We start from the raw sequence: 24442 nt of genomic DNA, 5'->3' as shown, positions 1-24442 counted from the left end.
TGTGCCAGACTTGCTTAAATATCTGACTCTTAAACAGGGAGCTTTTATGCCTGGCTGCAAAACATGTCGTTGCCATACCGATTATCACATGGATATTACCATGGCGATGCAACCAATCGTGGATCTGCGCAGCCGACAAGTTTATGCCTATGAAGCTCTGGTCAGAGGGACGCAGGGCCAATCAGCCGGGCAGGTGCTCTCCCAGGTAACAGAAGATAGCAAATATTATTTCGATCAATTGTGTCGCACAACCGCCATTGAAATGATGGCCAAACTCAGCGACACCGCCAAACTGTCTATCAACTTTTTACCCAACGCCATTTATGACCCCCAAACCTGCTTACGTAAAACGCTCGAAGCCGCCGACCAATTCAATCTGGCAAAAGAGCGCATTATTTTCGAAGTCTCGGAGCAGGAGCACCTGACCGATCCTGACAAACTCATCGACATTGCCAACACCTACAACAAAAATGGCTTCAAAGTTGCGCTTGACGATTTTGGTGCCGGTTACGCCGGCATTGAAGTACTGCATCGTTTTCAACCCGATATCATCAAGCTCGATATTGCGCTGATCAATGGGATAGCACAGGACCCAGTTAAGCAGGCAATTGTAGACGGTGTGTGCCTGATGGCACGCCGGTTGAATATCGACTTAGTGGTAGAAGGCGTTGAAACCGAAGACGACTACAGGTGCCTGAGCGATTTAGGCGTTTACCTGATGCAAGGTTATTTATTTGCCAAGCCAGTGGTTGCCACTTTGCCCCAACCGAGCTTTCCCACCTAAACATTTACTTTCCCATCATACGTTTGACCTGGAAGCTATTTGTGCTGCCTTCATGATGTACCAGAATAAAATGAAATAAAATTGTAAACAAAAAGAAACAAAAGCGAATTACAGAGCAAAAGCTCAAATTGTACATTTATTAAACAAAGGGATATACCTGACTATGCACTCACCTTAATGAGGATACAACATGAAAACACTACAATACGCTTTACTGGCGGCCGGACTGGCCCACTTATCTGTGCACGCGCAAGGTCAGCACCACGATCAAACAGCCTTTCAGATCAACGGAGATACGCTGACAAAACATGCGCTCACTCCCCTGTTCAACATAGACACGCAGCAATTCCTGTTCAGTAATACACTCCAGCAAACAGACTGGGAAAGCACACTGGCAATTCTTGCGCCCCATTTACAGGACCAACTGGAAACCCTGTTGCACTGGGCCGGTCACGCCAGTATCAACCCCAAGTTATTGCTCGCCCTGATGGAACAGCACAGTCAGCTGCTCTCCGCACCGACACCAGCAGCATTTGAAAGGCCGTTCGGTCTGTTAGTGGCACCATCCGGATTTTCAGCACAACTGGAAGCACTGACCCATGCACTGTCACAGCACTTTTATGCGTATGAACAGTGGCAAAGTCAGCAACGCAATCAGGTGCAGCATACAGTATCTGACCATCTCAACAATCAGGCGCTCACTGTCACGCCAGCGACCTTTGCACTAAGCGCTGTACTGGATGATGCTAAAGCCTTTGCTCAGGTGGCCGGGCAGTACCAATCCTACTTTGGCGACGCGTTACTCAACCCCGCTGCACGCTCAGCAACGCCGGATGTTGAGTCCATAGCCATCAATAATAATTTTTATCTTAATTTCCCCTGGCCATCAGGCTATGCCTGGTACAGTGGTGGCGCTCATTCCAATACCGGCTCAGGCTACCCCTACTCATCGCTGGATTTCAACAATAACTCTGGTGGCTGGGGGTCCAATACCCCCTGGGTTCAGGCGGCGCATGGTGGCACCGTGACACGTTATTCACGCTGTAACATCCGTATTACGCACCCCAGTGGCTATGCGACTCAGTATTACCACATGGATGCACTTCAATATCAAACCGGTGACGTGATTGATGCCGGGGCCTGGCTCGGTCGATATGCCAATGACTACAACACAGCGCTGTGTCAGGGCGGTCAGTCAAGCGGACCTCACTTGCACTTCTCCCTGCTGTATAACGGTCGCTTTGTTTCTTTACATAACGCCTACATCAGTGGTTACCGGGTCGATGTCGGCAACTACAATTACGACGACAACTGCAACCGTTTTTACTTTGAGCGCAATGGCTACCGTACCTGTGCCTGGCGTGCACTCTACCGATAACCCTCCGCCCCTCAAAAGGTGGTCAGAATAGTTGTCTGATCACCTGTGTATCAGACAACTATTCTGACCACCTGTGTATCATGCCACCCCAACCCTATGAATCATCACTATTCCTTTCTTTAGGGGCAGAAAAGCGTCGCTCATATCCTGGTTACTTTGTCTGTGGCAAAATGGAATGTTCCAATTCGACATACAGATCCGGTCAGTTCCAAAAATTGAAAATAAGTACTAAACATCTTGTAAAAAATATGTATATTTAGGTTAACGGAACAACAAAAGGACAGTCGAGATAATGATGTATTCAGACAATCAAACGCGTGGTGCTCTGTTCGTCCTGACAGACCAAAAGACCAACACGCTGAGTCAGGATTTCCTCATGTTTGTCAAAATGCTTGAGGCTTGCGGTAACAATATCAAGGTCGATACCCGCCTGCCAACCACTGAGCACAGAGCGCACTACCAGCTGTTTCTGGTCGATGTCAGCCACCGCGAATGTCGCGATTTACTCAGCGCCCAGCTCAGAGCGTTAGCACAACATCACAGCGTCTTACTATTTAATGCCTGCCCGGATACCCTAAACGAGCAAACAGCACTGCTTGCCAATGTCAAAGGTGTACTCTACCAGGGTGCCTCGCCGGAAAGTCAATTCAAAGGCATTCAGCGTGTACTGGGTGGCGAATTATGGTTTGGCAGAGGCGCTATTTCACTGGCGTTCAGCGCCCTGATGCAACGCCTGCCACAAGCACTACCGGCGCTGTCAGACGAACAAAGAGACATCACACTGGCCTCACTCACCAAACGCGAAAAGTCGGTGATCAGACTGCTCGCTGATGGGGCCAAAAACGACGATATTGCCGACTCTCTGAATATCAGTAGCCATACCGTCAAAACCCATATTTACAGCGCGTTTAAAAAGACAAACTCGCGCAACCGGATTGAGCTGGCCAACTGGGCACAACAACACATCCCCTTCGGTGGACTGGCCAATTAACCCGCCTGCTGCACAGGTTTAGCAGCCCACACGCCTTTTTCGAGGCCCTGATGCACTAACAAGGTCAGGGCTTTTTCAATCGCCTGAGTCACACAAATATGCATGGGCTCATTTTCACTGTATCCGGCTTCTGCTTCGGCCAGGCGTTTATAACTGACGTAACGAAAGAATCCTGCACGCATTTCCTTTGACAGCACTTTTTTGCTGGTCGCAACCGACAGCAAAACCTGGCCCGTACGGACATCCACCGCGCGCAAATAAATGCTAATGGTATCTTCGCGATATAGCTCAGATGCGCCAATCCCAAAGTACTCCATCCCCATGCCGCCGGTTTTGATATTGGCATCATAACTGATGATGCCGCCCTCAAAGATCAGCTTGGCATGCGTCAATGGTGGCAGGCTGTTTGCGTTGTCCTGGTCCTGCATTGCCGCCCGGGTGATCTTACGCTCGGTCAGCAGGTTTTGCAGCCCTTCACGTTCAATGGGAATGAACCAGTCCGTTTCATGCAACGCCTGCATCAAAATTGAGTTGGCCCCCTGCGTCACCGCTGTCGAAAATGAGCTGACGTTTTCCTGGGGTTTATATTGTCCGGTCTGGTCTCGAAATGAATACACAGAAACCGGGATTGGTCCACGTGGCGTTGGCAATGCTTTTAATTCGCTGAAGACTTCAGTGGCTGCCAGTGGTTGTGCCTTCGCCATGGGCGGTGGCAGCACAGGGATACTGCTACAAGCACTCAGCAATAACATAAAACAGGTAATACTCAGGTACTTCATTAACCAAACCTCGGCACTTCCAGTGTGGTAATATCACCCGTCAGCGTGTTGGTGATCTGCACTGTAATGGAATCCGGTGTACTGGTGATCACCTGAATTTCATAATCCCCACTCATAAACGTCGAGTCTTTATCAAAAATACTGTCTTCGACTTCATCACCAAACGCCGTGGACGTAATCTCCCTGACCATGCGATTCAGGTAAGTCCGCTCCAGCGACTCCTGAAACCGGTCGCCATAAGATTTTTCAATCACTGGCGCACGATGTTTGTTTTGGGCCTGTGCTTTGTTTAATAACATATTGGCATTGAGAGGGTTGCCGCCGAACGACGGATTAATGGGCTTATAAACCAATTCAGTCGCATGCAGCGACAAACTGCATAGTGCCCCCAAGCAACCTAGTATTGTTGTTTTCATTGTTACCACCCGCTTGTTGCTAAATCTGGAGAGTGTTGCTGATGCTGTGCGCTGGCCATGGCATCCATAATGGCAAATAACGCCGTCTCAACGCGCTCTTTTAACGGTCCGCCGCGACGTCCCATGGCTGTGGCATAGACCAGCTGGTTGTTCATAAATACCTGTAACCGCGTACCTGCGCGCGGCAACACGGTTTCTCTAATGGTGATATTCACACCTGTGGTGCCCGGTACATCACGCCACAACTGCGAAAAATCAAAATAAAACTGATAGCCAAAGCGGCTGATACTCTGGTCAATAACCAGTCCTCCCAGCTCGACCTCCTCATCGGCGCCCTGACTATGTGGTATCACGCTCAACAGCAAAATACCGAGAATAAATAGCGTATACTTCATAACAACGTTGGCCACAAAACCACCCGGTTTTGTGGCCACCTGACTTACTGCTGCGTCACAGTTGCGACGTTATAGTCACCGACCTGTGTAATATTCACAATCTGGCCGTTACCACTCACCCCACCTTCAACCAGGTTGCCAAAGCCGTCCTGACTAATCTGGATGTTGTTGTCGCTGCCATTGACTACAAATGCACCTGAGCCAACACCGGCAACAAAGTTCGCGCCACCCGTTTGTTCAATAGCGATATCATTGCCACTGCCCTCAAGCATCAGGTCGATGGCGTTCAGTTCACCGCTTTGTACCAAATCAAGCTGGTTCAGCCCGCTTTCCGCCACAGAAGCAAGGGTCACTGACACACCGTTGCTGTCGCCTGTTTGCGCAACATTCAGCATATTGTTGTTACTGCTCAGTGCGTTGTCCGGATACGATGACTGCAACACGACTTCGTTGTTATCACCATTTTGGATCACGCCAACTTCACTGCCATTGCTGTTGAATTTCGCAATGTGCAGCTCATTATTGTCACCCAGCTGCAAAGTGCTGTACTCATTGTCATCACCCACAGCACCCAGGTAAGCCTGGTTGTCGTTACCACGCTGCTGTGCATCGAAGTCATTGTCATTGCCCACTACGTCGAACGTAGTCTGGTTGTTGTCTCCGAGCTGTGCCACAGTGACATAGTTGCTGTCACCGCTGAACAGGGTAGAAGTCATACGGTTATCATTGCCTTCCTGCTCCAGGTCAACCCGGTTGCTTTCACCCTGAAGTTCAGCCATGTCAACCCGGTTACTATTGCCTGCGCTTTGCTCAACCCGCAACTCGTTGTCGTTGCCCGTCAGTACATCAATACTGAATTTGTTGTAGTTCCCTTCCTGTGAGAGCGCCAGGTCATTGTCGTTGCCCTGTAAAAGAGTCAGATTCAGCTCGTTGTATACGCCATCTTGATCGACTTCGATGCTGTTCTGATCGCCCTGCACACGGTCAATGTTCACTTCACCCCAGGAGCCCAGCTGAGTCGCCACAACCTGGTTATTGTTACCTTGCATGTCAGTGTTGTAGAACCAGTGACCACCGCTGCTTTGCTCAACATGAATGCGGTTGCCATCACCATTGATGGTGTTTGTCACTTCATTAGTGATACCCAGGTAAGCAACACCACGCTGGGTGATGTTTAGGTTATTGTCATTACCATTGAGCTCAGTCAGTGTGCCATTGCCCTCACCATCCTGACTGTATTCTTGGGTATTGCCATCGCCTACGACAGTTGCCTTGGTCAAGTTGCCAGTGCCAGCCTGTGCGACTGTGGTGATATTGCTGTCTCCAGCAACCGACAAGTCACTCACATTGGACTCGCCCTGCTGTGAACTGGTTAGCACATTTCCTGCGCCATTGTTCGATTGTTGGGTTACCGTCAGCGTATTGCCCGTGTTGTCAATTTGCATCAGCTGTGACAACTCAGACGTTGAAGCTGCTTTTGCGTCTGTGTCAGCTGCCTGTGCCGCGCCGACACCAGATAAAGCCAGTGCAATTGCACAGCAGGTCAGTGATTTTGAAAATTTCACCTGGTTCTCCTTAGAGTTATTAATCGTTTTCGCAATGATTTCCTTCAACTCGCACTGCGTGATTGTCTTTATATATTTGCGTATCGCCTTAGTGGAGGTTGCCAACTCCTGACCTATACGCCGACGCAGTACTGTGTTTCAACCGGGTTATCTTTCGCTTCCCTTGTTATAACCAAAGCCCGGTGGGCTGCTGTCATCAATCAGGGGCGCGTTCATACTCGCTTAGCCATCAAAGCCTGAGTCCGCTGCCCAGCCTGTGGCTGCGCAGTGTTTGCACGTTGTTTTTTCGGACTCGTGTAGTCACTCTAGAACGTCGCATTGGCCAGGGGAATGAGAAATAATTTTGAATCTTCTAACTTGATTAAATTCATATAGTTAAAGCTACAACTATTAATTTACCGATATTAAAACCAGGTATTCTCACAAAATAGTATGAGTTACAAAATCGTTAACCAAAGGATAAAAACCAACAAAAAAGTATGATTAAGACCGGACATAAACCATCCCAACTACAAAAAAGTTGGATTTTAAAGACGTAAACTCATTTTAAAATTGCATCCCTAATTCAGGCTGTTTTAGCGTGGCCTGAGTTGCCAAACCGAGTTATCAACCGCCAGCCCAAGGGCCGGCGGATCACACATCATGCCACTTAGTCGAGCACACACCATGGCCTCATGGTCAATAACTCAACTAAATATCTAGGACAAATGATGAAATTAAAACTTTCTGCCTTAACATTGGCATTACTGCCAGTATTCAGTGGCGCAGCACAAGCTGCAGTACAAATCACAGCAACGGAAAAAACCAATGACAACAGCGTAATGGTGGTCTTCAAACAGGATGCGTCCAGTGCACTAAGAGCACAAGCCCGTAATCTGGTGAAAGCCCGTATTTCAGACAACAACGCCGATGAAATCGATGATCGTTACAAGAACGTGCTGGCGGGCCGCCTGGCGAACTTCAAACTGGATGGGATCAGCAGTAAAGAAGCCATTGCTAAGCTGGCGAAGCACCCGGCGGTGGAATACGTTGAGCCTGATTATCAGGTCAAAGCGCTGGGCATTCCGGATGATGCACGCTTTGACGAGCTTTGGGGCTTGCACAACACAGGTCAAACTGGCGGCGTGGAAGATGCCGACATCGATGCCCCTGAAGCCTGGGATATCAGCATTGGTTCACGTGACGTGATTGTTGGGGTTATCGACACAGGGGTTGACTATACGCACCCGGATCTGGCGGCGAACATGTGGCAAAACCCAGGTGAAATTGCCGGAGACGGTATTGATAACGACAACAATGGCTACATTGATGACATTTACGGTGTTAACGCCATCACAGGCTCTGGTGACCCAATGGATGATCAGGGCCATGGTACACACGTATCAGGTACCATTGGCGCAACGGGTAACGATGCCACCGGCGTCGTCGGCGTAAACCAGGAAGTCTCGATCGTCGGCTGTAAGTTCCTCAACTCTTCAGGCAGTGGGTCGACCTCAGATGCCATCGAGTGTATCGATTACATGGTATCGCTGAAGCAAGCGGGTCATAACATCCGCGTACTGAACAACAGCTGGGGGGGTGGCGGTTTCAGCCAGACACTGGCCGATGCCATTACCGCCAGTGAAAATGCGGATATCCTGTTTGTCGCCGCAGCCGGTAACGGTGCTGTTGATAATGACAGCAATCCACATTACCCATCAAGCTATGAGCATGACAGCGTTTTCTCAATTGCTTCAACTACAGACAACGACACAATGTCATCGTTCTCACAGTGGGGCCTGGCTTCTGTAGACATGGGTGCACCTGGTAGCGCTATTCTGTCGACTGTACCGGGCGGCGGTTACAGCAGCTTCTCAGGTACCTCAATGGCGACACCCCATGTTGCTGGTGTTGCAGCATTGGTACTGTCTATTGACCCGACGCTGGACGCGATTTCTCTGAAAAACCTGCTAATGCAAAGCGGTGATGCAAATGCAGCACTGGATGGCAAAACGGTCGCTGGTACGCGCCTGAACGCACACCAGGCACTGATCGATGCGGATCCGGCACCAGGCTTCAGAATGGGTGTCACGCCAGGTGGCCAGGAGATCACCGCAGGTGACACTGCCAGCTATGAATTCAGCTTCACTTCGGTAGCCGACTGGCAGGGCGAAATTGCTCTGACGCTGGACAGCCCGCTGCCTGGTGCCGTGTTATCACAAAGCACCGTCACTCCGGGTAACACAGTGACCCTGACAGTGCCTACTACTGCGGATACTCAATGGGGCAACTACAGCTTCACTGTTAACGCTGCGTCTGGCGATTTGGCAGACAGCAAGTCCGTTAACTTATCTGTGCTACCACAAGGTCTGAGCGACTTCAGCTATGACAATACAACTGCGGTAGACATTCCTGACAACGACGCCACAGGCATCAGTTCAGTCATCACGGTTGCTGACGACATCACCATTTTCGACAGCAACACGCTGGTGGATATCACGCACACTTACATTGGCGATCTGTTGGTAACCCTGACTTCTCCAGCGGGTACTTCTGTGACACTACACAACCGTGCAGGTGGTAGCGCCGATAACCTGGTTGAGACCTTCAATTCTGGCGCCTTCAATGGTGAAGCTGCACGCGGTGACTGGACATTGAATGTATCGGATAACGCTGGTGTGGATACCGGCACACTGAACAGCTGGACGCTGACATTGACCGGCCTGGGTGAAGTGTCTGCACAGCCGCCTGTGGCAGGTTTCAGCTTTGAGAAAAGTGGCCTGAGTGTTGCCTTTACTGACAGCAGTACCGATGCCAACAATGACATCGTCAGCTGGCAGTGGGATTTCGGTGATGGTAACAGCAGCGCTGATGCGAACCCAACTCATATCTACACTGCGTCAGGCACTTATTCTGCCACCCTCACCGTCACTGACAGTGAAGGCAACAGCAACAGCACCACACTGGAAGTCACTGTCAGCTCAGATGATATTGCGCTGGAAGTCGTGCGTACTAATAAGTCACGCCTGGGCTTCTATCGGGTATCACTCTCCTGGTCTGGCAGCAGCGCTGAGCAGGTAGATGTTTACCGCGATGGTGCACTACTACGCACAGTCAATAACTCAGGTCAGTTCCGTGATTTCGGTCGTGACCCGGCGGTCAGTGGCTTCACTTACAAAATCTGTCAGTCAAGTGACATCTGCTCAAACGAAGTGAGTGTGAGTTTTGATTAACTTCATTCCAGTAATCTGGTTTGATTGATCAAATCCAGATTTAGTAACGACAAAGGCCGCATTGCACTGCGGCCTTTTTATTCCCGTTACTGTCTGCAAGTTTGTTTGATAATGTCAGTTTGTCTGGCAATCTCTTGATCATTTTTGTCGCCTTGTGCCACTGCCAGATCGACCTTAGCGTTACGACACTTATCTCTGAGTTCTTTATCCATCAGATAAACCTGATCCCGCTGTGCCTGAGCCAGGCCTTCAACTCCACTGTATTCCTGTCGCTCCTCGGGCGCTTTGTCTTGCTCATAGGGTGCAGGCTGGGAGACCTGGCAACCAGCCAATGTGACTAAACATAACCCAATGAATAACCCTTGTTTTTTCATATTATTACTTCCTGATATGACGAGACCTAGATGGTATCACATGGAATAATAAAAGGAACAAATCAAAACAACGACACGTTATTAGAGGGGATCTGCGGCGTCCGACGCTTCGTACAATTCCAGTGGTAACCCATCCGGGTCAGCAAAAAAGCAAAATCGTTTTTGGGTATAGGGGTCAAGGCGAATGGGCTCACAACTCACCCCTTGATCTACGAGTGCATGACGCGCCGCTTCAAGGTTAGTAACGGACAAGGCAAGATGACGCAACCCTTGTGCTTCAGGGTAACTCGGCCGTGCTGGTGCCGAGGCAAAGTGAAATAATTCAATCTGGGTGCCGTCAGGCAGTGCCAAATCCAGCTTATAACTCTCACGCCCAGGTTGATAGTTCTCAGCAATGACCCGACACCCTATCACATCAGTATAAAATGCTTTTGATACGGCATAGTCTGAACAAATAATCGCAACATGGTGAACACGCTGAATGTAACTGGCAAGCATAAGTTTTTATTACGGAAAGAGTAAAACCGTACTGTGCCGTATCCAGTCAGACATGTCCACCTGTCGCGGCCCACTAACTCTGCCTAAGTGCCTCAGCGGGGGCACCTGAAGCTGCCGGGAAACCGGCAGCAAGGTCGCCAGCAGCACCAAGATCACAATAAACCCAGGTATCCCGAGCAGCGCCCAGACATAGCTATTCGGGTCAATATTCATGGCCCCGGCAAGCTGCGCGCTTAGCCATAACGCCGCGCCTATCCCCAGTGTTAAGCCCACTGCCAGCTGCCACAGTGCCTGTCTGACAAACAAAAGTACAACTTGCCCTTCCGGTACGCCGAGCGCACGGCGCGTAGCAATTTCCTGACTACGCAAAGCAATACTGTTGGCTGCCATCGCATAAATGCCGCTGGCCGCTAAAAACAACGCCACCAGCCCGCCAACCAAAAATATCTGATTGAGTGAGGCCATCAGCAACAGTGGCTGTTTAATAAGGCTTTGATAACTCTGAATGTCGTGTACCGTGGCATCGGCATCCAGATCAACAATGGCCTGACGCAGTGCGGCAATGGCCTGTGCTTGCTCACCGCGGTAGTGCATCACCAGGTTCATTCTCCAGGGCCGTAAATCCATCAGCCCATAGCCAGTATGTCGGGCACTGGTTGCATCCATTGTCGGGCCGTGAACACTGTCAGACACCACTCCCACAATAGTGCGCCATTCGGTATGCCAGCCTTCACCATTGAGCGTTCGCACGCGCTGACCCAGTGCATTCCCCTGTGGAAACAATTCGCGTGCCATGGCGGCATTAATGATCACCACAGACCCCTGTTCACGCAGCTCGCGGCTATCAACAGCCAGGTCGCTCAGATTAAAATCACGGCCTTCAAGCAACTGCATACCCACGGTACGCCAGGCATCCCGGCTGACCAGCTCAAAGTTCCACATTGGATTGTCACTGAACACCGCTTCCGCCCGCCCCTGAATTTCAAAGTGAGAGGTCCCGCCTCCAGTGCCCGGCAGACTGCTAAAATACGCCACGCTATTGACCTGAGGAAGTTGCTCTAACTTTGCTTTGAGCCCATAGTAAAAATCATTGCGCTTTTTTCTTGCCTCAGGTGCACCGCCATTCCAGCGATAGCTGCCCCAGGCCAGGCGTACAGACGCCGTTAAGCGATGTTCAGTTTGCACACCATAATCGGCCTGTTGCGCTGCCAGACTGCTACCCAATAACATGGCCGCAATGGCCAATACCACACAAGATAAGGCAATCTCAGCAACGACCAGCGCCTGATTAACCCGTCCGGCTCGTTTGCTCACCGCACCGCGCGTACCATCACGCAAAATACCATTAATATCCCCCTGCAAAGCACGCCACGCGGGGATCAATCCGGTGATCACTATCATCATCACCACCGCGAGTATCAGCATCCAGACTCCGTCCGATGAGATACTGAGGGTCCACCAGAAAGGCCGCGCGCCACTCATGGCAAATATCTCATCAAAGGCCAGATTGGTCAGGACAATCCCCCAGTGCGCCAGCCCCAACGCCAGCAACCCACCCAGACAGCAGATCAGGGTGCTTTCCCACAACATTTGTAACACCAGACGATGCTGCGGCACACCAAGTGCCACCCGAATTGCCACATCCCGGATCTGTTCATTGACCCGGGCCAGTAACAGGTTGCCCACATTGATACAGGTCAGCAGTAAAATCAGTAACACCACCAAAATCATTGCCACTAAAATCGCGTAATGTTGATACAACACATCGACGCTGAGCTTGAACGGGATCGCCTGGAGATATCCCCCAGCCACATCCGCACGCCAGGCAAATTCCTGCGGTAAAGCCTGAAGTTGACGCTGTAACAGCGTCGCCAGTTCATGCTGGAACTGCGTCAAAGTCACACCAGGCTTCAGCCGGGCAACCGCCTGTAAAGCGCCCCGGTTTGATGGATTAGCCGGCTCAAGGCGGGTTTGTGTCATGATTTGCCATACCTGTGCCCGAGTTGGAAAAGCAAACCCGGGTGGCATCACCCCGATCACCTGTTTGGGGATCGCTTCCACCTGGATCATGCGACCTATGATAGTTTCATCGCCGTCGAACACCCGCTGCCAGATATCATGACTCAGCACCACCACAGATTGCGCGCCATCTTGCTGATCTGACGGGCTAAAGCTACGACCAAGCAGCGGCTGCACGCCGGCGACTTCAAATAGATCCCACTGCGCATAGGTGAGGTGTACTTTATGTGAGATGGCTTCGTTGCCCTGCCTGCCCACAGTGCGCACAGCCGACTCATACAGACTCATATTCTGTAATAACATGCTGTCGGCCTGGATCTGGTTGAGATGATAGGGATCAACCCGCTGACGCGCCCCATGGGCGGTTTTAAACTCACCAGCAATCGCAACCAGGGGCGTATCCTGGCCTAGCGTCAGTGGCTTAAAGACCAGTTGCTGCATCAGAGTAAAGGTATATAAAGTCAGGGCCAGGCCCACGGTCACAATCGCCGTGGTGGTCAGAGTGAATAACGGCTTTTTAAGCAGCAGCCGGGCTGCATATCGAATATCTATCCAGGCAGACATAAAGCATTCCTCTCAGCAAGGGCAATTCAAACCGCAATGGCAGTACGCGCTTTGGCCGGGCTGTCAGACACGATGGCACCATCCTTCATTTCAATGATCCGCCCGGTACGCAACGCCGACGACATATCATGCGTCACCATACAAATGGTTGCGCCATTGTGATTAAGCGTGTCGAGCAGCGTCATCACGATCCGGGCATTGTTTGAGTCCAGATTACCTGTGGGTTCATCGGCCAAAATAATGGCTGGTTGACCGGCAATAGCACGGGCAATGGCAACACGCTGCTGCTGTCCCCCGGACAGCTGAGCTGGATAATGGCTGGCTCGATGGCTCATTTCGACCTGCTCCAGCGCCACCGCAACCCGCTCTTGCTGCTCCGCACGACTAAGATCCGCACGATAACTCAACGGCAGGGCCACGTTGTCGGCCACACTCAGCTCACTGATTAAGTTAAACGCCTGAAAAATAAAGCCGATTTCCTTATTACGGATCCGGGCTCGCTCATGCTTATCGAGCTGGGCGGTATTGTGTCCGGCCAGCCAGTAGGTGCCATTGCTCGCTGTATCCAACAGGCCCAGCTGGGCCAGCAAGGTCGATTTACCACACCCAGACGGACCAGTGATGGCCAGGTATTCGCCTTTTGAAATGGTGAGATTGATGTTGTTCAGTGCCCAGGTTTCGACATCATCACTGACAAATACCTTATTTAACTGACTCAGCTCCACCAGACGGTCGCTGCTGTGTTGTTGATGTGACATAGTATGTACTCCGTTAAAAGTGTGACTACTGCAAGGAAGAAAATGATTGCTTGAAACGTACTTCGGCGTGTTGCCAGTGTGAGGTATCAGAGAGGATCACCCGCTCGCCCTCGGCGGCACCGTGTTCAATCTCAATGTACTGACTGGACATGTGGCCAAATGTCAGTGCTCGGCGAAGGGCCTGTTCTCCCGAGTTCGCCAATAAGTAGAGGCTGGCCTGACTAAAACCACTGGCCATAACCGGCCGCTTCACAAACAAAGTGTCCTCAATTGTTGCGATTTCAATCACCCCATCGACACTCAGCGCCGGGCGTACCTCTTTCGGCAGCTCCCCGCTGAGCGCCACCTCGACCAATACCGCACTGTCGCTGACCACAGGATCAATACGCTGCACCGTGCCTGTGATCTGACTGGCACGGGTATCCAGAGTCACCATTTGGCCGAGCTGTACGTCTTTGATCTGGCTTTCAGGAATGCGTAACTCAGCAAAGAACTGATCATTTCTGGCCAGCATCGCCAGGTTACTGCCCGCACCGATCTGCTGTCCCGGCTCCAGTGGCATGGCCTGCACTATGCTGTCCATGCTCGCCACCACAGTCAGGCCAGTGACCTGCTGCTCAATCCGCGCAACCCGTTTGCGCAGGCTATTGAGCCGCGCGTCACCGGCGCGCAGTTGTGCTGCCAGGTTTTCACGTCGCTTTTGCAGCCTTTGCTGTTCCAGCGCAAAACGCTGGCGATACTGAGCAACATTGATTTTGACCTCTTCAAAATCAATCTTAGAGACCGCCACTATCCCTTGTGCCAGCAGCTGTTCTTGTGCAGCCAGCGTCAGCTGAGCGCGCTCCAGACTGAGTTTTTCGTCTACAACGGCAATTTCCTGGTCCAGTAAAGTCGACTCCAGCGCAACCTGTTCGGCGTGAATTTCTGCTTCTAATGCCTGTAGCTCCCAGCGTGCCTGTGCCAGCGCTTCTTCCAATTCAGGATTGCTCAGTTGCAGTAACACATCGCCCTGTTTTACCTCAGCGCCGGCTTTTTTAAACACTTGTTCAACTCGACCATCGACCGGCGTCGTGATCCAACGGATCTGCGCCGGCACCAGGACGCCACTGCCACGCACCGTCACTTTTAACTCGCCCCGGCGCACCGTATCGATCAACAAGGGGGCTTTATCTACCAGATTGGACGCGCTAGTATGGTGGTTAAAAAACAGGGTCAGACTGCTCACGACAATCAATCCCATCACGCTCATAACTTTGGCTTTGCGACTTAACAGGGGGCTTTTATTGGTTCTCACTATGTCCATGATGCTTCCTCCAGCAGGCTATGAGACCTACTTTAGAGTGCGGGAGAGGGTTCAAACAGGCTGACTATGTAAAAGAAAACAGCGCAGGTTTTACAAAAGTTTACGTGCACTTTCGCGGCGGGCCCGCTAGCTTTACGCTAAACTGGCCAGCGCAAAACAGGGAAATAATAACAACATGAAACCTACCCTACTGATCGTAGAAGATGAGCCGGCCATCTTACGTGGTCTGACCGACCTGTTTGTTTTTCATGGCTATGAAGTCGACAGTGAAATGGACGGTGCGCAAGGCCTTAAGCGTGCCCAACAGGGCGATTACGCCTGCATTTTATTAGACGTCATGCTGCCATCGATGAACGGCTTTACGGTCTGTGAAGCACTCAGGCAAAGCGCACCGACTCAGCCGATCATGATGCTCACCGCCAAAAGCACCGAGCAGGACATAATTAATGGTCTGAGCCTGGGTGCCGATGATTATGTGGCCAAACCCTTTTCAACCTCGGAACTGGTATTGCGCGTCAACGCGCTGGTACGTCGTTCTGGCTGGCACCAGCATGACGAAGAGCTGGTTTTGAGCAAAGACGTTTGTATCAACCCACAAACACTGACCGGCACATCTTACCAACAGAGCGTTAAGTACACGCGCCGTGAGGTCAGCTTATTGAGTTACCTGCTGCGTCAGAATAAGCCCATCAGCCGTGACGAGCTATTACACCAGGTTTGGGGCTACAAAACAGTGGGAGACATAGATACGCGTACCGTGGATATTCACATCGCCAAACTGCGAAAAAAAATAGAGCAGGATCCAAAATCTCCGCGCCACCTGATCACCCATCGCGGTGAAGGTTATCAACTCTATACCCAGTAACGGCATCGCCATGTGGTTTAAAAACAAACACCTTATGACCTATGCACAACGTAAACAGCAGCTGCGGTTGCAGGCCGGTGCCTTCTTATTATGCCTGTTAATTCCGCTTAGTATTTTGCTCTACTTCGGCTTTGCACAACTTAAACAGAACCAGTTGAGCGAGTATCAGGAGCAGGCCCGTAGCCTGCTATCACAAATTGACCGCCAGATGTTTAAACGCCGCCTGCTGTCCAGTTCACTGCCTGTCGAGGCATTTAATTATTATCAGCCAGTCTATAATCCTCTCACTGAAGAAACCCTGCAGATCCCTTCTGTCTTGTCTCATCTGGATCCGGCCAGACCAACGGCCACCCGGCCAATTCAGGGACTGGTCGGTTATTTTCAGTTTGATGCGCAAGGCCGATTCAACAGCCCAATCTGGCCAGAGCCACTGTCTGCTGAAGACCTCACGAAGTCCACATCAGAACAACAAAAAACCTCTGTCGAGCTGCAGCAACGTTACGACCAGGCTAAGTTCATTTATCAGACACTGGCCAAATCCAATGCGCTGCAAACTAAGCTGGCGGCCGGGCTGAGCAAGGAAAATGGCTTGTATCAGATCTGGTTTGATGTGCCCGGCTACTTTATCTTCTATCGACTGCCTAAAGTCGGTACGGAGCGTAAGTTACAAGGTTACCTGGTCAGGCGTGATCCCTATTTACTTAGTCTCGTTGGCGAATATCTGAGCCAAAGTCAGTTTGATACCCCGGTTTTACTCACGCTGGATGCGGATAGGTCAAACAGCTCCAACAAATTGTATAACGCAATGACCGCCCAGCCAGAACAACTGTATTTCTTACTGCCGCACGCCCAGTCAAATGTACGCAGGCTGGCTGAGGCCGACACTCCCGCTGAGCTGCGAGCACAGCCTTTGTATAGTAGTGCCCTGCGCTGGCCATTTAACAATTACACACTACACTTTACCACCCGTACCTTGCCCATGAGCCCGACGCTGTTTTACAGCGCACTGTTTGCCCTGTTGCTCGTTCTCACGATTTTAGGCGCCTGTTACGGATTTTACCGGCTGAGTGTCAGGCAGCTGGCGTTGGCTGAGCAAAGAATGAACTTTGTGTCTTCGGTCAGCCATGAGCTCAAAACACCGCTTACCGCCATCCGCATGTATGCCGAAATGCTGCGTGCTGGCACAGTGGTTTCCACAGAAGCACAGCAGGATTATTATGGCTTTATTCACAGTGAAAGCGAGCGCCTGAGTCGTCTGATTGACAATATTCTGTTGCTGACCCGGCTGAATCAGGAAGATCACACGGGCCTGCCTCAGGTTAAACCAGATTATGCTCCGGTGGCCATGCTGGCCGATATCATTCGCTCCAAGACCTCTACTCTCCTGGAAAAACAGGACTTCCATTTGAATATGGTGATTGAAGCGCCGCTATCAGAGGAGCTTGACGTTTTAGTGGATCAGGATGCCTTTGCCCAGGTGGTGATAAACATTGTTGAAAACACCGTCAAATTCTTTCGTGCCGAGGGCATCAGTGATCCCGCGCGCAGACAACTCGATATTACCTTTCGACATGCAGCGCACAGAGACGACAAACTAATCCTGGAGATCCGTGATTACGGTCCGGGCGTGTCGCAACAGCAATGCGATAAGCTGTTTGAGCTGTTTTATCGCGGCGGGGATGAGCTAACCCGCACAACCCAGGGAACGGGAATAGGGTTGGCCCTGGTGGCTCAGTTGGTCAAAGCACAGCAAGGTCAGATAACGGCCCACCAGATGAGCCCGGGGCTCGCGCTAAGGTTGACCTTACATACCCGACATACTGGCAATGAGATGCCCGAACCTAAGGTCTTGGCGTAGCATTGCTCGGGCAGCTACGCATCCGGCTGAAGATGTTAATTGTGCATACTGCGTCCCCTGCATCAAGAATGATAATTCAGAGGGGTGGACGTGTGTCCCTAAATTCTATATAACCTGCGCTACACTTTGATACATTTTGGTGGTGACTGTTACGGCTTTGCCCTTAGTCACTCATTAAGCTGTTGGTATCAAATGTGACCACAGGAATAATAACAATGAACAAGGTAATGATACGCACCCTGGCAAGTTGCCTGCTACTTGCCGGGATGAACAGCCAGACGCTACTGGCAGCTGAATCGCCACAGGAACAACACCCAGACAGTAAAGGCTTTGTCGCAATTGGGGTTGGTGCTTTTGCCGGGCAGGGGCCATTTGGCGATGCCAGTGTGGGGCTGGGGTATTTTGTGAATGGTGCCTATGAGTGGGATAACGGGCTATTTGTAGAAGTCCCTGGCGGCCCCAATAACCTGCTCGGCAACACCAGCGTAGGCTACAACTTATATCGCACTGCGCAGTGGGATGTGGATTTTCTGGCCTCATCTGCACGCTCCGATGCCGATACCAAGTACATTCAACAAGACGGCTCCGAGCTGCGTTTTACAAAAAACCAGACCAACTATCTGGGTGTTCGCTTTCGTGGGATCTGGTCAGGATTGCGATTTCAGTTAATTGCCGCCCCTCAGATGAGTGACGACCGGGGCGCTTATGTGAGTTCGCAGATCAGCAAACACTGGACGGTAAAAAACTGGCACCTGTTCAGTGCTTATCGGATGAATTATCTATCAGGTGATATGCTGAACTACTATTATGGCGTCAACAACACAGAGAATAACAATAATAACCGGATCGATGGGTTGCCTGAGTACATAGCCAGTAGCGGCTTATCTCACAGCCTGCACCTCGGCGCAACGTATCCGCTCACAGAAAACTGGCTGTTTGATGCCTCTTTACGTTACTACCACACACCCAGTGCCATTACCGATAGCCCCATTATACAAAACAATCTCGCACGGGGTGACAATCGCAGCCGCAATGCGCTGGGATTGGGTCTGTCTGTCAGCTATGTGTTTTAAGGGGCCGAGAATGCGTAAATTTATCTCCACCTTAGCCCTTACTGTCATAACACTTGTCCACAACCCGGCTGTTGCCAACGCACCCGTGACCCTGACACTGAGTCCGCAACAATGTGTCGCATTGCACCAAGGGGAGTACTGTCACAGCGAGCTGACCATCCACTGGCAAACGAGCTCACCGGGCGACTACTGTCTGACACATACCAATCGTGAACAGCCGATAAAATGCTGGCAAACCACAAGGCAAGGCACACTAACGATGGATCTGAAATTCAATCAAAATGTGCATTTTTTCCTGCAAGATAGGCAGCAAAAAACTCTGGCCAGTGCCCAGTTAACCTATGCCTGGGTCTATAACAAAAGTAAAAACACACGCGTAAGATGGCGAATGTTCTGATGACGACAACACCAAATACACACCTGTTATTAATTGAAGATGACCATGAACTGGCACACTGGATCTGTGACTACCTGGCGGAAAAATCTTTTACCGTCAGCCTCTGCCATCGCGGTGATGAGGCCCCGCAGCAGATCCTGAGCCTGAACCCGGATCTAGTGATCCTCGATGGCATGCTGCCCGGCCTGGATGGGCTGGACGTCTGTAAACAAGTCAGGCCCCAATATTGCGGACCTATCCTGATGCTGACCGCACGGGATGAAGATATGGACGAAGTACTGGGACTGGAAATGGGCGCCGATGACTATCTCACCAAACCGGTGCGAGCACGGGTATTGCTCGCCCGGATCCGTGCGCTCCTGCGCCGCCATAACCCAACCAGTGTCGAACCGGCCCCCCCTGGCAATATCGAGAGCATTGAGATACAAGGTCTGTTAGTGGACAAAAGCGCCCGCACCGTTACCTTACAGGGCGAGACCATTGACGTGTCGTCCAAAGAGTTTGATTTACTCTGGCTGCTGGCAAAATCAGCCGGTGAGCTGGTTACCCGGGATTTCCTTACCCAGTCTCTGCGCGGTTTTGAATACGATGGATTTGATCGCTCCATCGATCTGCGCATCTCACGGTTGCGCAAAAAACTCGGTGACAACCCGGTTGCGCCCTTTCGTATCAAAACGGTCTGGGGACAGGGCTATCAGTTGGTTCGGGAAGCCTGGTGATGCGCCATTTTGCCCTTTCACTCCTGCTGGCCGTCGTGGTTATTTCCATCGCCACCAGCTGGCTGTTTGACCATCTCTATCAGACGTTCACACCTGATCAGCAGCAACACACGCCTCAGACGCAACTGGCGCAGCTGGCCCGGGACATACATGCATTGATTGCTGCCACAGATTCACCCCATGCCTTGCTGTCAAACTGGCCTGCTCAGTCGCTCCTGCAACCTCAAATTGTCCCGGCATCAGCGTTCCCGCTTCCGGCTGCGCTGCAAACCAAATTACAAGCCAATGAACAGATCCAGCTGGAAACCGATCAACAAAGGCTGTTTCTGCAACGTCTGCCAAACTCCGCAGACTTATTAGTCATCCGCAGCGATCAGGCCACGTCGCGCAGTGAGCTGGCCTGGTGGCTGACGGGGCTGTTTTACACCGCGATGATGACGCTGATCCTGATCTGGCTGCTGCCCTTTCTACTGCGGCTGCTCAAACTGCGTCGGGCAGCCCAGCATTTTGGTGAAGGCGACCTGTCGCAGCGCTTGCAGGTTGGATCCGTGATGTATTTGCGCGATCTGGAACGGGACTTTAACCACATGGCTGAACGCATTGAATATCTGGTGCAGGACGTCAAACTACTCAGTGGCGCCATGTCACATGAGCTGCGTACACCGCTGGCGCGGATCCGCCTTGGCATGGATACCCTGGAAGAAACCACGGACCCCGACAAACGACGTCACTATGAAGCCAAGATCAACCGCGATCTGGATACCATGTCCGCGCTGATAGACCAGCTTTTAAGCTACGCAAGGATGGATCAAAGTATCGCCGAGCTGCAGCGTCGTCCGCTGGATCTTTGCCAACTGGTCAAGCAGGTATCAAGCACCTGGCACGACATGGATATAACACTCAAACTGGCTTTACCTGAACACGCCGTGCAGGTTATCGGAGATCCATTTTATCTAACCACCTTACTGAGTAACCTGCTGGAAAACGCCAGCAAGTACGGAAACGGCCAGGTTGTGGTCACGCTTAAGCACAGCCCAGGGACCTGCACATTGGCAGTGCATGATGATGGTTCGGGTGTACCCAGTACACAGCAGGCACATATTTTTAAGCCCTTTGTCCGGGCGCATACAGACGACCATACGCGCCGCGGATTTGGCCTGGGTCTGGCACTTGCTCAGCGAATTGCCGATTGGCATCAGGGTCAGCTCGGAGTCAGTGATTCAACACACCTGAGCGGGGCCTGTTTTACTTTGCAGCTACCGGCATAACAGTCCGAGCGGCCACAGTCGCTCGGCAACGCTCACGCACCTTATATTAAGCGTAAACTCTAAAACCTAAGAAACCTTAAGGCAAAAACTGAAAGAAAGCTAAACCCGACACACCAGCTCAAAAAACACAAAAAAACACATCTTGATACATTTTGTTAACCACGTTTTGATACACTTCAGGCATGAATTTAATTACGTGTTTGGATACCAGGTGCGACACAAAAGGCACACTATAAAAACAGCCGTTACCATGAAGAGTATGCTTTTACAGCGCAAGTTCCGACAAGGTTCAACCACTAAACTGAACACGAGAAAGCCAGTATTTATAACCCATCACCTCCACATATTAAGGATAACGTTAAAATGAAAAAAACGTATCACTTGGCACTGGGACTCGTCGCGGTTAGCTTTATCAACACTGCACAGGCCGAGCTCAGCGTAGGTGCCGGATACCCTTATGGTGGCTTGATTGGCGTTCAGTATACCAATGCCGTCAATGACGACCATCTCGTGTCGATTTCAGCAGGCTTAATTGGCGCAGCCATCAGTTATGAGTACATCCTGGACAAGGATAATAAACATACACTGGGCGTCATCACCGGCAGTGAGGCCTTTACGAGTGAAAAAGGGTTTGCCGCACTGAATTACCATTACTATTCGCAAGGCGCGCTTCAGGAGGGCTGGACATTTGGTGCCAGCGTTGGGGTTCGTCGCACCGATGAGCGGGAATACCGTACGGATATACTCGATATCTTTGGCACCGAAAAAGTACAATCCAAAACATTAATTGGTCTCCACATAGGTTACCGTTTTTAATTTTTTCGTGCCGCCAGCCCCTGTCCCGTCAGGGGCCGGTTTTACGCGAAAGCCCCCATCTCAAAGATATTCACCCCCTCCCCGGCTAAACGAAGAAGTTGCGCGCCATTTACACCGCCACTGCCCCGGCCCGGATATCCTGAGCTACACTAAGTAAACACAAGTTTAATAATATAATTCTGAATGATAATACCCCATGCGCTGAGGACCTGCCGAGCGCTTTCGCTGTGCTGTATCTGGCTGTTTGCTGCCAGCATACAGGCTACCGAGGACACCGATCTATTTGAGATGAGTCTGGATGAGCTACTCACGGTTACCCTCAGTGGCTCGGCGGTGCGCGATCTGAACCTCGAAACCACGCCTGTCAGCGCCAATCCATTTAACCTGAGTGCACTGGCGCTGCCATTCAGTGTAGACGTGATCGAACGCAAAACCATGCGTGCACGCGGCCTGACTTCTGTAACTAGTGCGGTTGATAATCTGGTGGGCGTGATATCGGGCGAGTCGCCTGCTGAGCCTTCCAGCTTCGCCATGCGGGGCTTTATTCGCGATTCCGTTTCTGTGGTGCGCGATGGGATTAAACTGGGCCCAGCGTCAATGACAATGCGGCCACACAACACCTTTAACCTGCAACAGATAGAGGTCATCAAAGGACCTGCCGCACTGCAATTTGGTCAGGGCACCGCGTCAGGGGTGATCAATATGATCACCCGTAAGCCTCAGCTTAATGCCCCGCTCAACAGCGAAGCTTTTGTCTCTCAATCTAAGTTCGATACGCGAGAATGGGGCGTCGGCCTTCATCTGCCGGTCACCTCAAACAGTGCTGCCCGGCTGGATGTGAATAAAGCGCAGTCCGACGGCTGGGTCAACAACACCCCGTCGCATTCTCTGAATGCCACGGCATCCATCCTGTGGCAGGCCAGCCCAACACTGAGCTGGCTACTGAGTTTTGATTACCTCGAAGACGATCTCCCTGCATACTGGGGCACACCGTTAGTTCCCGGGCATGCAGCGTTAGATCCTATTTCAGACATAGTAACAACCGCCAACGACCGGGTACTGGATAACCGGACCCGCTACCTTAACTATAATGTCGCAGATAGCCGCTCGGATTCCGAGCATCTATGGTCTCGTCTGCGCACAGACTGGCAGCCCAGTGATACACTCTCACTAAGCAATACGCTGTTTCACTTTAAGGCCGATCGCGCATGGCAAAATGCAGAGAGCTATGTCTTCAACCCGGCCACCGAATTAATTGACCGGGACCGTTTTTTCGTTTTTCACGATCACACCTTTTACGGTAATCAATTCGCAGGCGTATACCGCCACCAACTTGGTACTATGGCACATCAACTGGCCTTTGGCGCAGAACTCAAGGTCACCGACTTTAGCCGCGAAAGAGGCTTTCCTGACGGAGACAGCGTGTCGTTACTCACGCCAATTGCCGGCCAGTTTGGCGCGTTAGACAAACACCTCAGCCCGACCGATATCCGACAGTGGGGCCTGTACATTAACAACACCTTGTCTGTCACCGAACACTGGCGTCTGTTTGGCGGACTGCGTCGCGATCACATCCGGCTGGTTCGGGACAACTACGATGTTTCAGGCAACTTTATTGCCGATGAGAGCTTTGAGCGCACCTTCACCCCGCTTGCCTATCAATTAGGCTCGACCTATCAATTTAGCGACACACTCAGTGTATATGCCCACTGGAGCACCGGGCATGACCCAGTGGGTTCGAATATTTACCTGGTTAATGCCAGTGAAAATTTTGATTTCACAGACATTCGTCAGTACGAAGTCGGCATCAAAACCTTGCTCAATACCTGGCAGAGTGAGTTCACCCTGGCCTGGTACGATATTACGCGGCGTAATATTCTGCTGCTGACATCACATGAAACCGTGGGTAATTCAGGCACTCATGTTGCGCATGGAGTCGAACTGGCGATCACCAGCCAGCCGACCGAGTATTTTCGCCTGGGTGGCAACGTCGCTTATACCGACGCCAGCTACGAGTCCTTTGTTGACCCGGATTTTGGTGTCAATGCCAGCGGCCATACCCCGCCTAATGTGCCTGAGATTGTGGCCAATGCCTGGTTCAGTTGGGATAAAATTGGCGGTCTGCCGCTGGAACTGGGCGCAGGTATACGCCATGTCAGCGATCGCTATGGCAACTTCCAGAATTCAGTCACCTTTACCCGCTATGAAACAGTGACCCTGTTTGCAGCCTACCAGTTTGAGCATACCCGGCTAAACCTCAATGTACGGAACCTGCTCAACGAAGCGTATGTCCCCTGGGCAGACATTTTCTACCCGGCTCAGGCCGCCATTGCCGCGCCAAGAACCATTGAACTCAGTCTGCATATTAATTACTAAACCGCAACAACCGCCATTCTCTCTATCACCCACC

At 51.3% G+C, this 24442-nt stretch carries 21 protein-coding genes; 12 read left to right on the top strand and 9 right to left on the bottom strand.

Features of this window, described 5'->3' with window-relative positions:
* The first annotated feature begins 46 nt into the window (after window positions 1-46).
* The 3 genes from QNM19_RS22145 to QNM19_RS22135 all read left to right on the top strand — a co-directional run bounded on the left by QNM19_RS22145 (window position 47) and on the right by QNM19_RS22135 (window position 3153).
* Entirely contained in the window at window positions 47-784 is a 738-nt protein-coding gene (locus tag QNM19_RS22145) for an EAL domain-containing protein (RefSeq protein ID WP_049866233.1), read from the top strand.
* A 190-nt stretch (window positions 785-974) separates the two neighbouring features.
* Window positions 975-2162, top strand: coding sequence for a M23 family metallopeptidase (locus QNM19_RS22140; RefSeq protein WP_049866234.1), 1188 nt, complete (start codon window positions 975-977; stop codon window positions 2160-2162).
* Window positions 2163-2454: 292 nt separating this feature from the next.
* The gene (locus QNM19_RS22135; RefSeq protein ID WP_049866235.1) at window positions 2455-3153 is read left to right on the top strand and encodes a helix-turn-helix transcriptional regulator; all 699 of its coding nucleotides are present in this window, start codon (window positions 2455-2457) and stop codon (window positions 3151-3153) included.
* Here the strand turns inward: QNM19_RS22135 and QNM19_RS22130 are convergent.
* The 4 genes from QNM19_RS22130 to QNM19_RS22115 are packed head-to-tail and all read right to left on the bottom strand — an operon-like array spanning window position 3150 to window position 6308.
* Window positions 3150-3932: a CsgG/HfaB family protein gene (locus QNM19_RS22130; RefSeq protein ID WP_049866236.1), complete on the bottom strand. Its 783-nt coding sequence runs from the start codon at window positions 3930-3932 to the stop codon at window positions 3150-3152. The two genes, QNM19_RS22135 and QNM19_RS22130, sit on opposite strands and share 4 nt — an antisense overlap.
* Complete coding sequence (locus QNM19_RS22125; RefSeq protein ID WP_010383926.1) at window positions 3932-4348, bottom strand: curli assembly protein CsgF; 417 nt, start codon at window positions 4346-4348, stop codon at window positions 3932-3934. The genes QNM19_RS22130 and QNM19_RS22125 overlap by 1 nt, the downstream gene beginning before the upstream one ends.
* Window positions 4349-4350: 2 nt before the next feature.
* Complete coding sequence (locus tag QNM19_RS22120; protein WP_284027220.1) at window positions 4351-4743, bottom strand: CsgE family curli-type amyloid fiber assembly protein; 393 nt, start codon at window positions 4741-4743, stop codon at window positions 4351-4353.
* Between the two features lie 44 nt (window positions 4744-4787).
* Window positions 4788-6308, bottom strand: coding sequence for an autotransporter outer membrane beta-barrel domain-containing protein (locus tag QNM19_RS22115; protein WP_284027219.1), 1521 nt, complete (start codon window positions 6306-6308; stop codon window positions 4788-4790).
* Between the two features lie 710 nt (window positions 6309-7018).
* Here QNM19_RS22115 and QNM19_RS22110 point away from each other — a divergent pair.
* Complete coding sequence (locus QNM19_RS22110) at window positions 7019-9520, top strand: S8 family serine peptidase (protein WP_049865471.1); 2502 nt, start codon at window positions 7019-7021, stop codon at window positions 9518-9520.
* Window positions 9521-9606: 86 nt separating this feature from the next.
* Here QNM19_RS22110 and QNM19_RS22105 read toward each other — a convergent pair whose 3' ends face one another.
* The 5 genes from QNM19_RS22105 to QNM19_RS22085 all read right to left on the bottom strand — a co-directional run bounded on the left by QNM19_RS22105 (window position 9607) and on the right by QNM19_RS22085 (window position 15036).
* On the bottom strand, window positions 9607-9894 hold the full coding sequence (locus QNM19_RS22105; RefSeq protein WP_049865470.1) for a hypothetical protein: 288 nt from the start codon (window positions 9892-9894) through the stop codon (window positions 9607-9609).
* Window positions 9895-9975: 81 nt separating this feature from the next.
* On the bottom strand, window positions 9976-10392 hold the full coding sequence (gene gloA2, locus QNM19_RS22100) for an SMU1112c/YaeR family gloxylase I-like metalloprotein (protein WP_049865469.1): 417 nt from the start codon (window positions 10390-10392) through the stop codon (window positions 9976-9978).
* 9 nt (window positions 10393-10401) lie between these two features.
* Window positions 10402-12975, bottom strand: a complete 2574-nt coding sequence (locus tag QNM19_RS22095; protein WP_284027218.1) for an ABC transporter permease — start codon at window positions 12973-12975, stop codon at window positions 10402-10404.
* A gap of 26 nt (window positions 12976-13001) precedes the next feature.
* Complete coding sequence (locus QNM19_RS22090; RefSeq protein WP_049865466.1) at window positions 13002-13733, bottom strand: ABC transporter ATP-binding protein; 732 nt, start codon at window positions 13731-13733, stop codon at window positions 13002-13004.
* Between the two features lie 25 nt (window positions 13734-13758).
* Complete coding sequence (locus QNM19_RS22085) at window positions 13759-15036, bottom strand: HlyD family secretion protein (RefSeq protein WP_049865465.1); 1278 nt, start codon at window positions 15034-15036, stop codon at window positions 13759-13761.
* A gap of 175 nt (window positions 15037-15211) precedes the next feature.
* Here QNM19_RS22085 and QNM19_RS22080 point away from each other — a divergent pair, with 175 nt between their 5' ends.
* The 8 genes from QNM19_RS22080 (at window position 15212) to QNM19_RS22045 (ending at window position 24408) form a co-directional block, all read left to right on the top strand.
* Window positions 15212-15901: a response regulator transcription factor gene (locus QNM19_RS22080; RefSeq protein WP_049865464.1), complete on the top strand. Its 690-nt coding sequence runs from the start codon at window positions 15212-15214 to the stop codon at window positions 15899-15901.
* Window positions 15902-15911: 10 nt separating this feature from the next.
* The gene (locus QNM19_RS22075) at window positions 15912-17759 is read left to right on the top strand and encodes a sensor histidine kinase (RefSeq protein WP_284027217.1); all 1848 of its coding nucleotides are present in this window, start codon (window positions 15912-15914) and stop codon (window positions 17757-17759) included.
* A 215-nt stretch (window positions 17760-17974) separates the two neighbouring features.
* Window positions 17975-18832 carry a MipA/OmpV family protein gene (locus QNM19_RS22070; protein ID WP_049865932.1) on the top strand — a complete coding sequence of 286 codons (858 nt, stop codon included), beginning with the start codon at window positions 17975-17977 and terminating at the stop codon, window positions 18830-18832.
* A gap of 10 nt (window positions 18833-18842) precedes the next feature.
* On the top strand, window positions 18843-19229 hold the full coding sequence (locus tag QNM19_RS22065) for a DUF3019 domain-containing protein (RefSeq protein ID WP_049865931.1): 387 nt from the start codon (window positions 18843-18845) through the stop codon (window positions 19227-19229).
* Window positions 19229-19948 carry a winged helix-turn-helix domain-containing protein gene (locus QNM19_RS22060; RefSeq protein WP_049865930.1) on the top strand — a complete coding sequence of 240 codons (720 nt, stop codon included), beginning with the start codon at window positions 19229-19231 and terminating at the stop codon, window positions 19946-19948. The genes QNM19_RS22065 and QNM19_RS22060 overlap by 1 nt, the downstream gene beginning before the upstream one ends.
* Window positions 19948-21216, top strand: a complete 1269-nt coding sequence (locus tag QNM19_RS22055) for a sensor histidine kinase (protein WP_284027216.1) — start codon at window positions 19948-19950, stop codon at window positions 21214-21216. Before QNM19_RS22060 ends, QNM19_RS22055 begins: the two co-directional genes overlap by 1 nt.
* A 363-nt stretch (window positions 21217-21579) precedes the next feature.
* A complete protein-coding gene (locus QNM19_RS22050) occupies window positions 21580-22032 on the top strand; it encodes a hypothetical protein (protein ID WP_049865928.1) in 453 nt (150 codons plus the stop codon).
* 183 nt (window positions 22033-22215) lie between these two features.
* Window positions 22216-24408, top strand: coding sequence for a TonB-dependent receptor (locus tag QNM19_RS22045; protein WP_082225563.1), 2193 nt, complete (start codon window positions 22216-22218; stop codon window positions 24406-24408).
* The last annotated feature ends 34 nt before the right edge of the window (window positions 24409-24442 follow it).

The organism is Pseudoalteromonas ardens (assembly GCF_030125445.1).
Taxonomy (GTDB): Bacteria; Pseudomonadota; Gammaproteobacteria; order Enterobacterales; family Alteromonadaceae; genus Pseudoalteromonas; species Pseudoalteromonas ardens.
The sequence above is the reverse complement of the archived record's forward strand: the minus strand, read 5'-3'. Positions and strand labels throughout refer to the sequence as shown.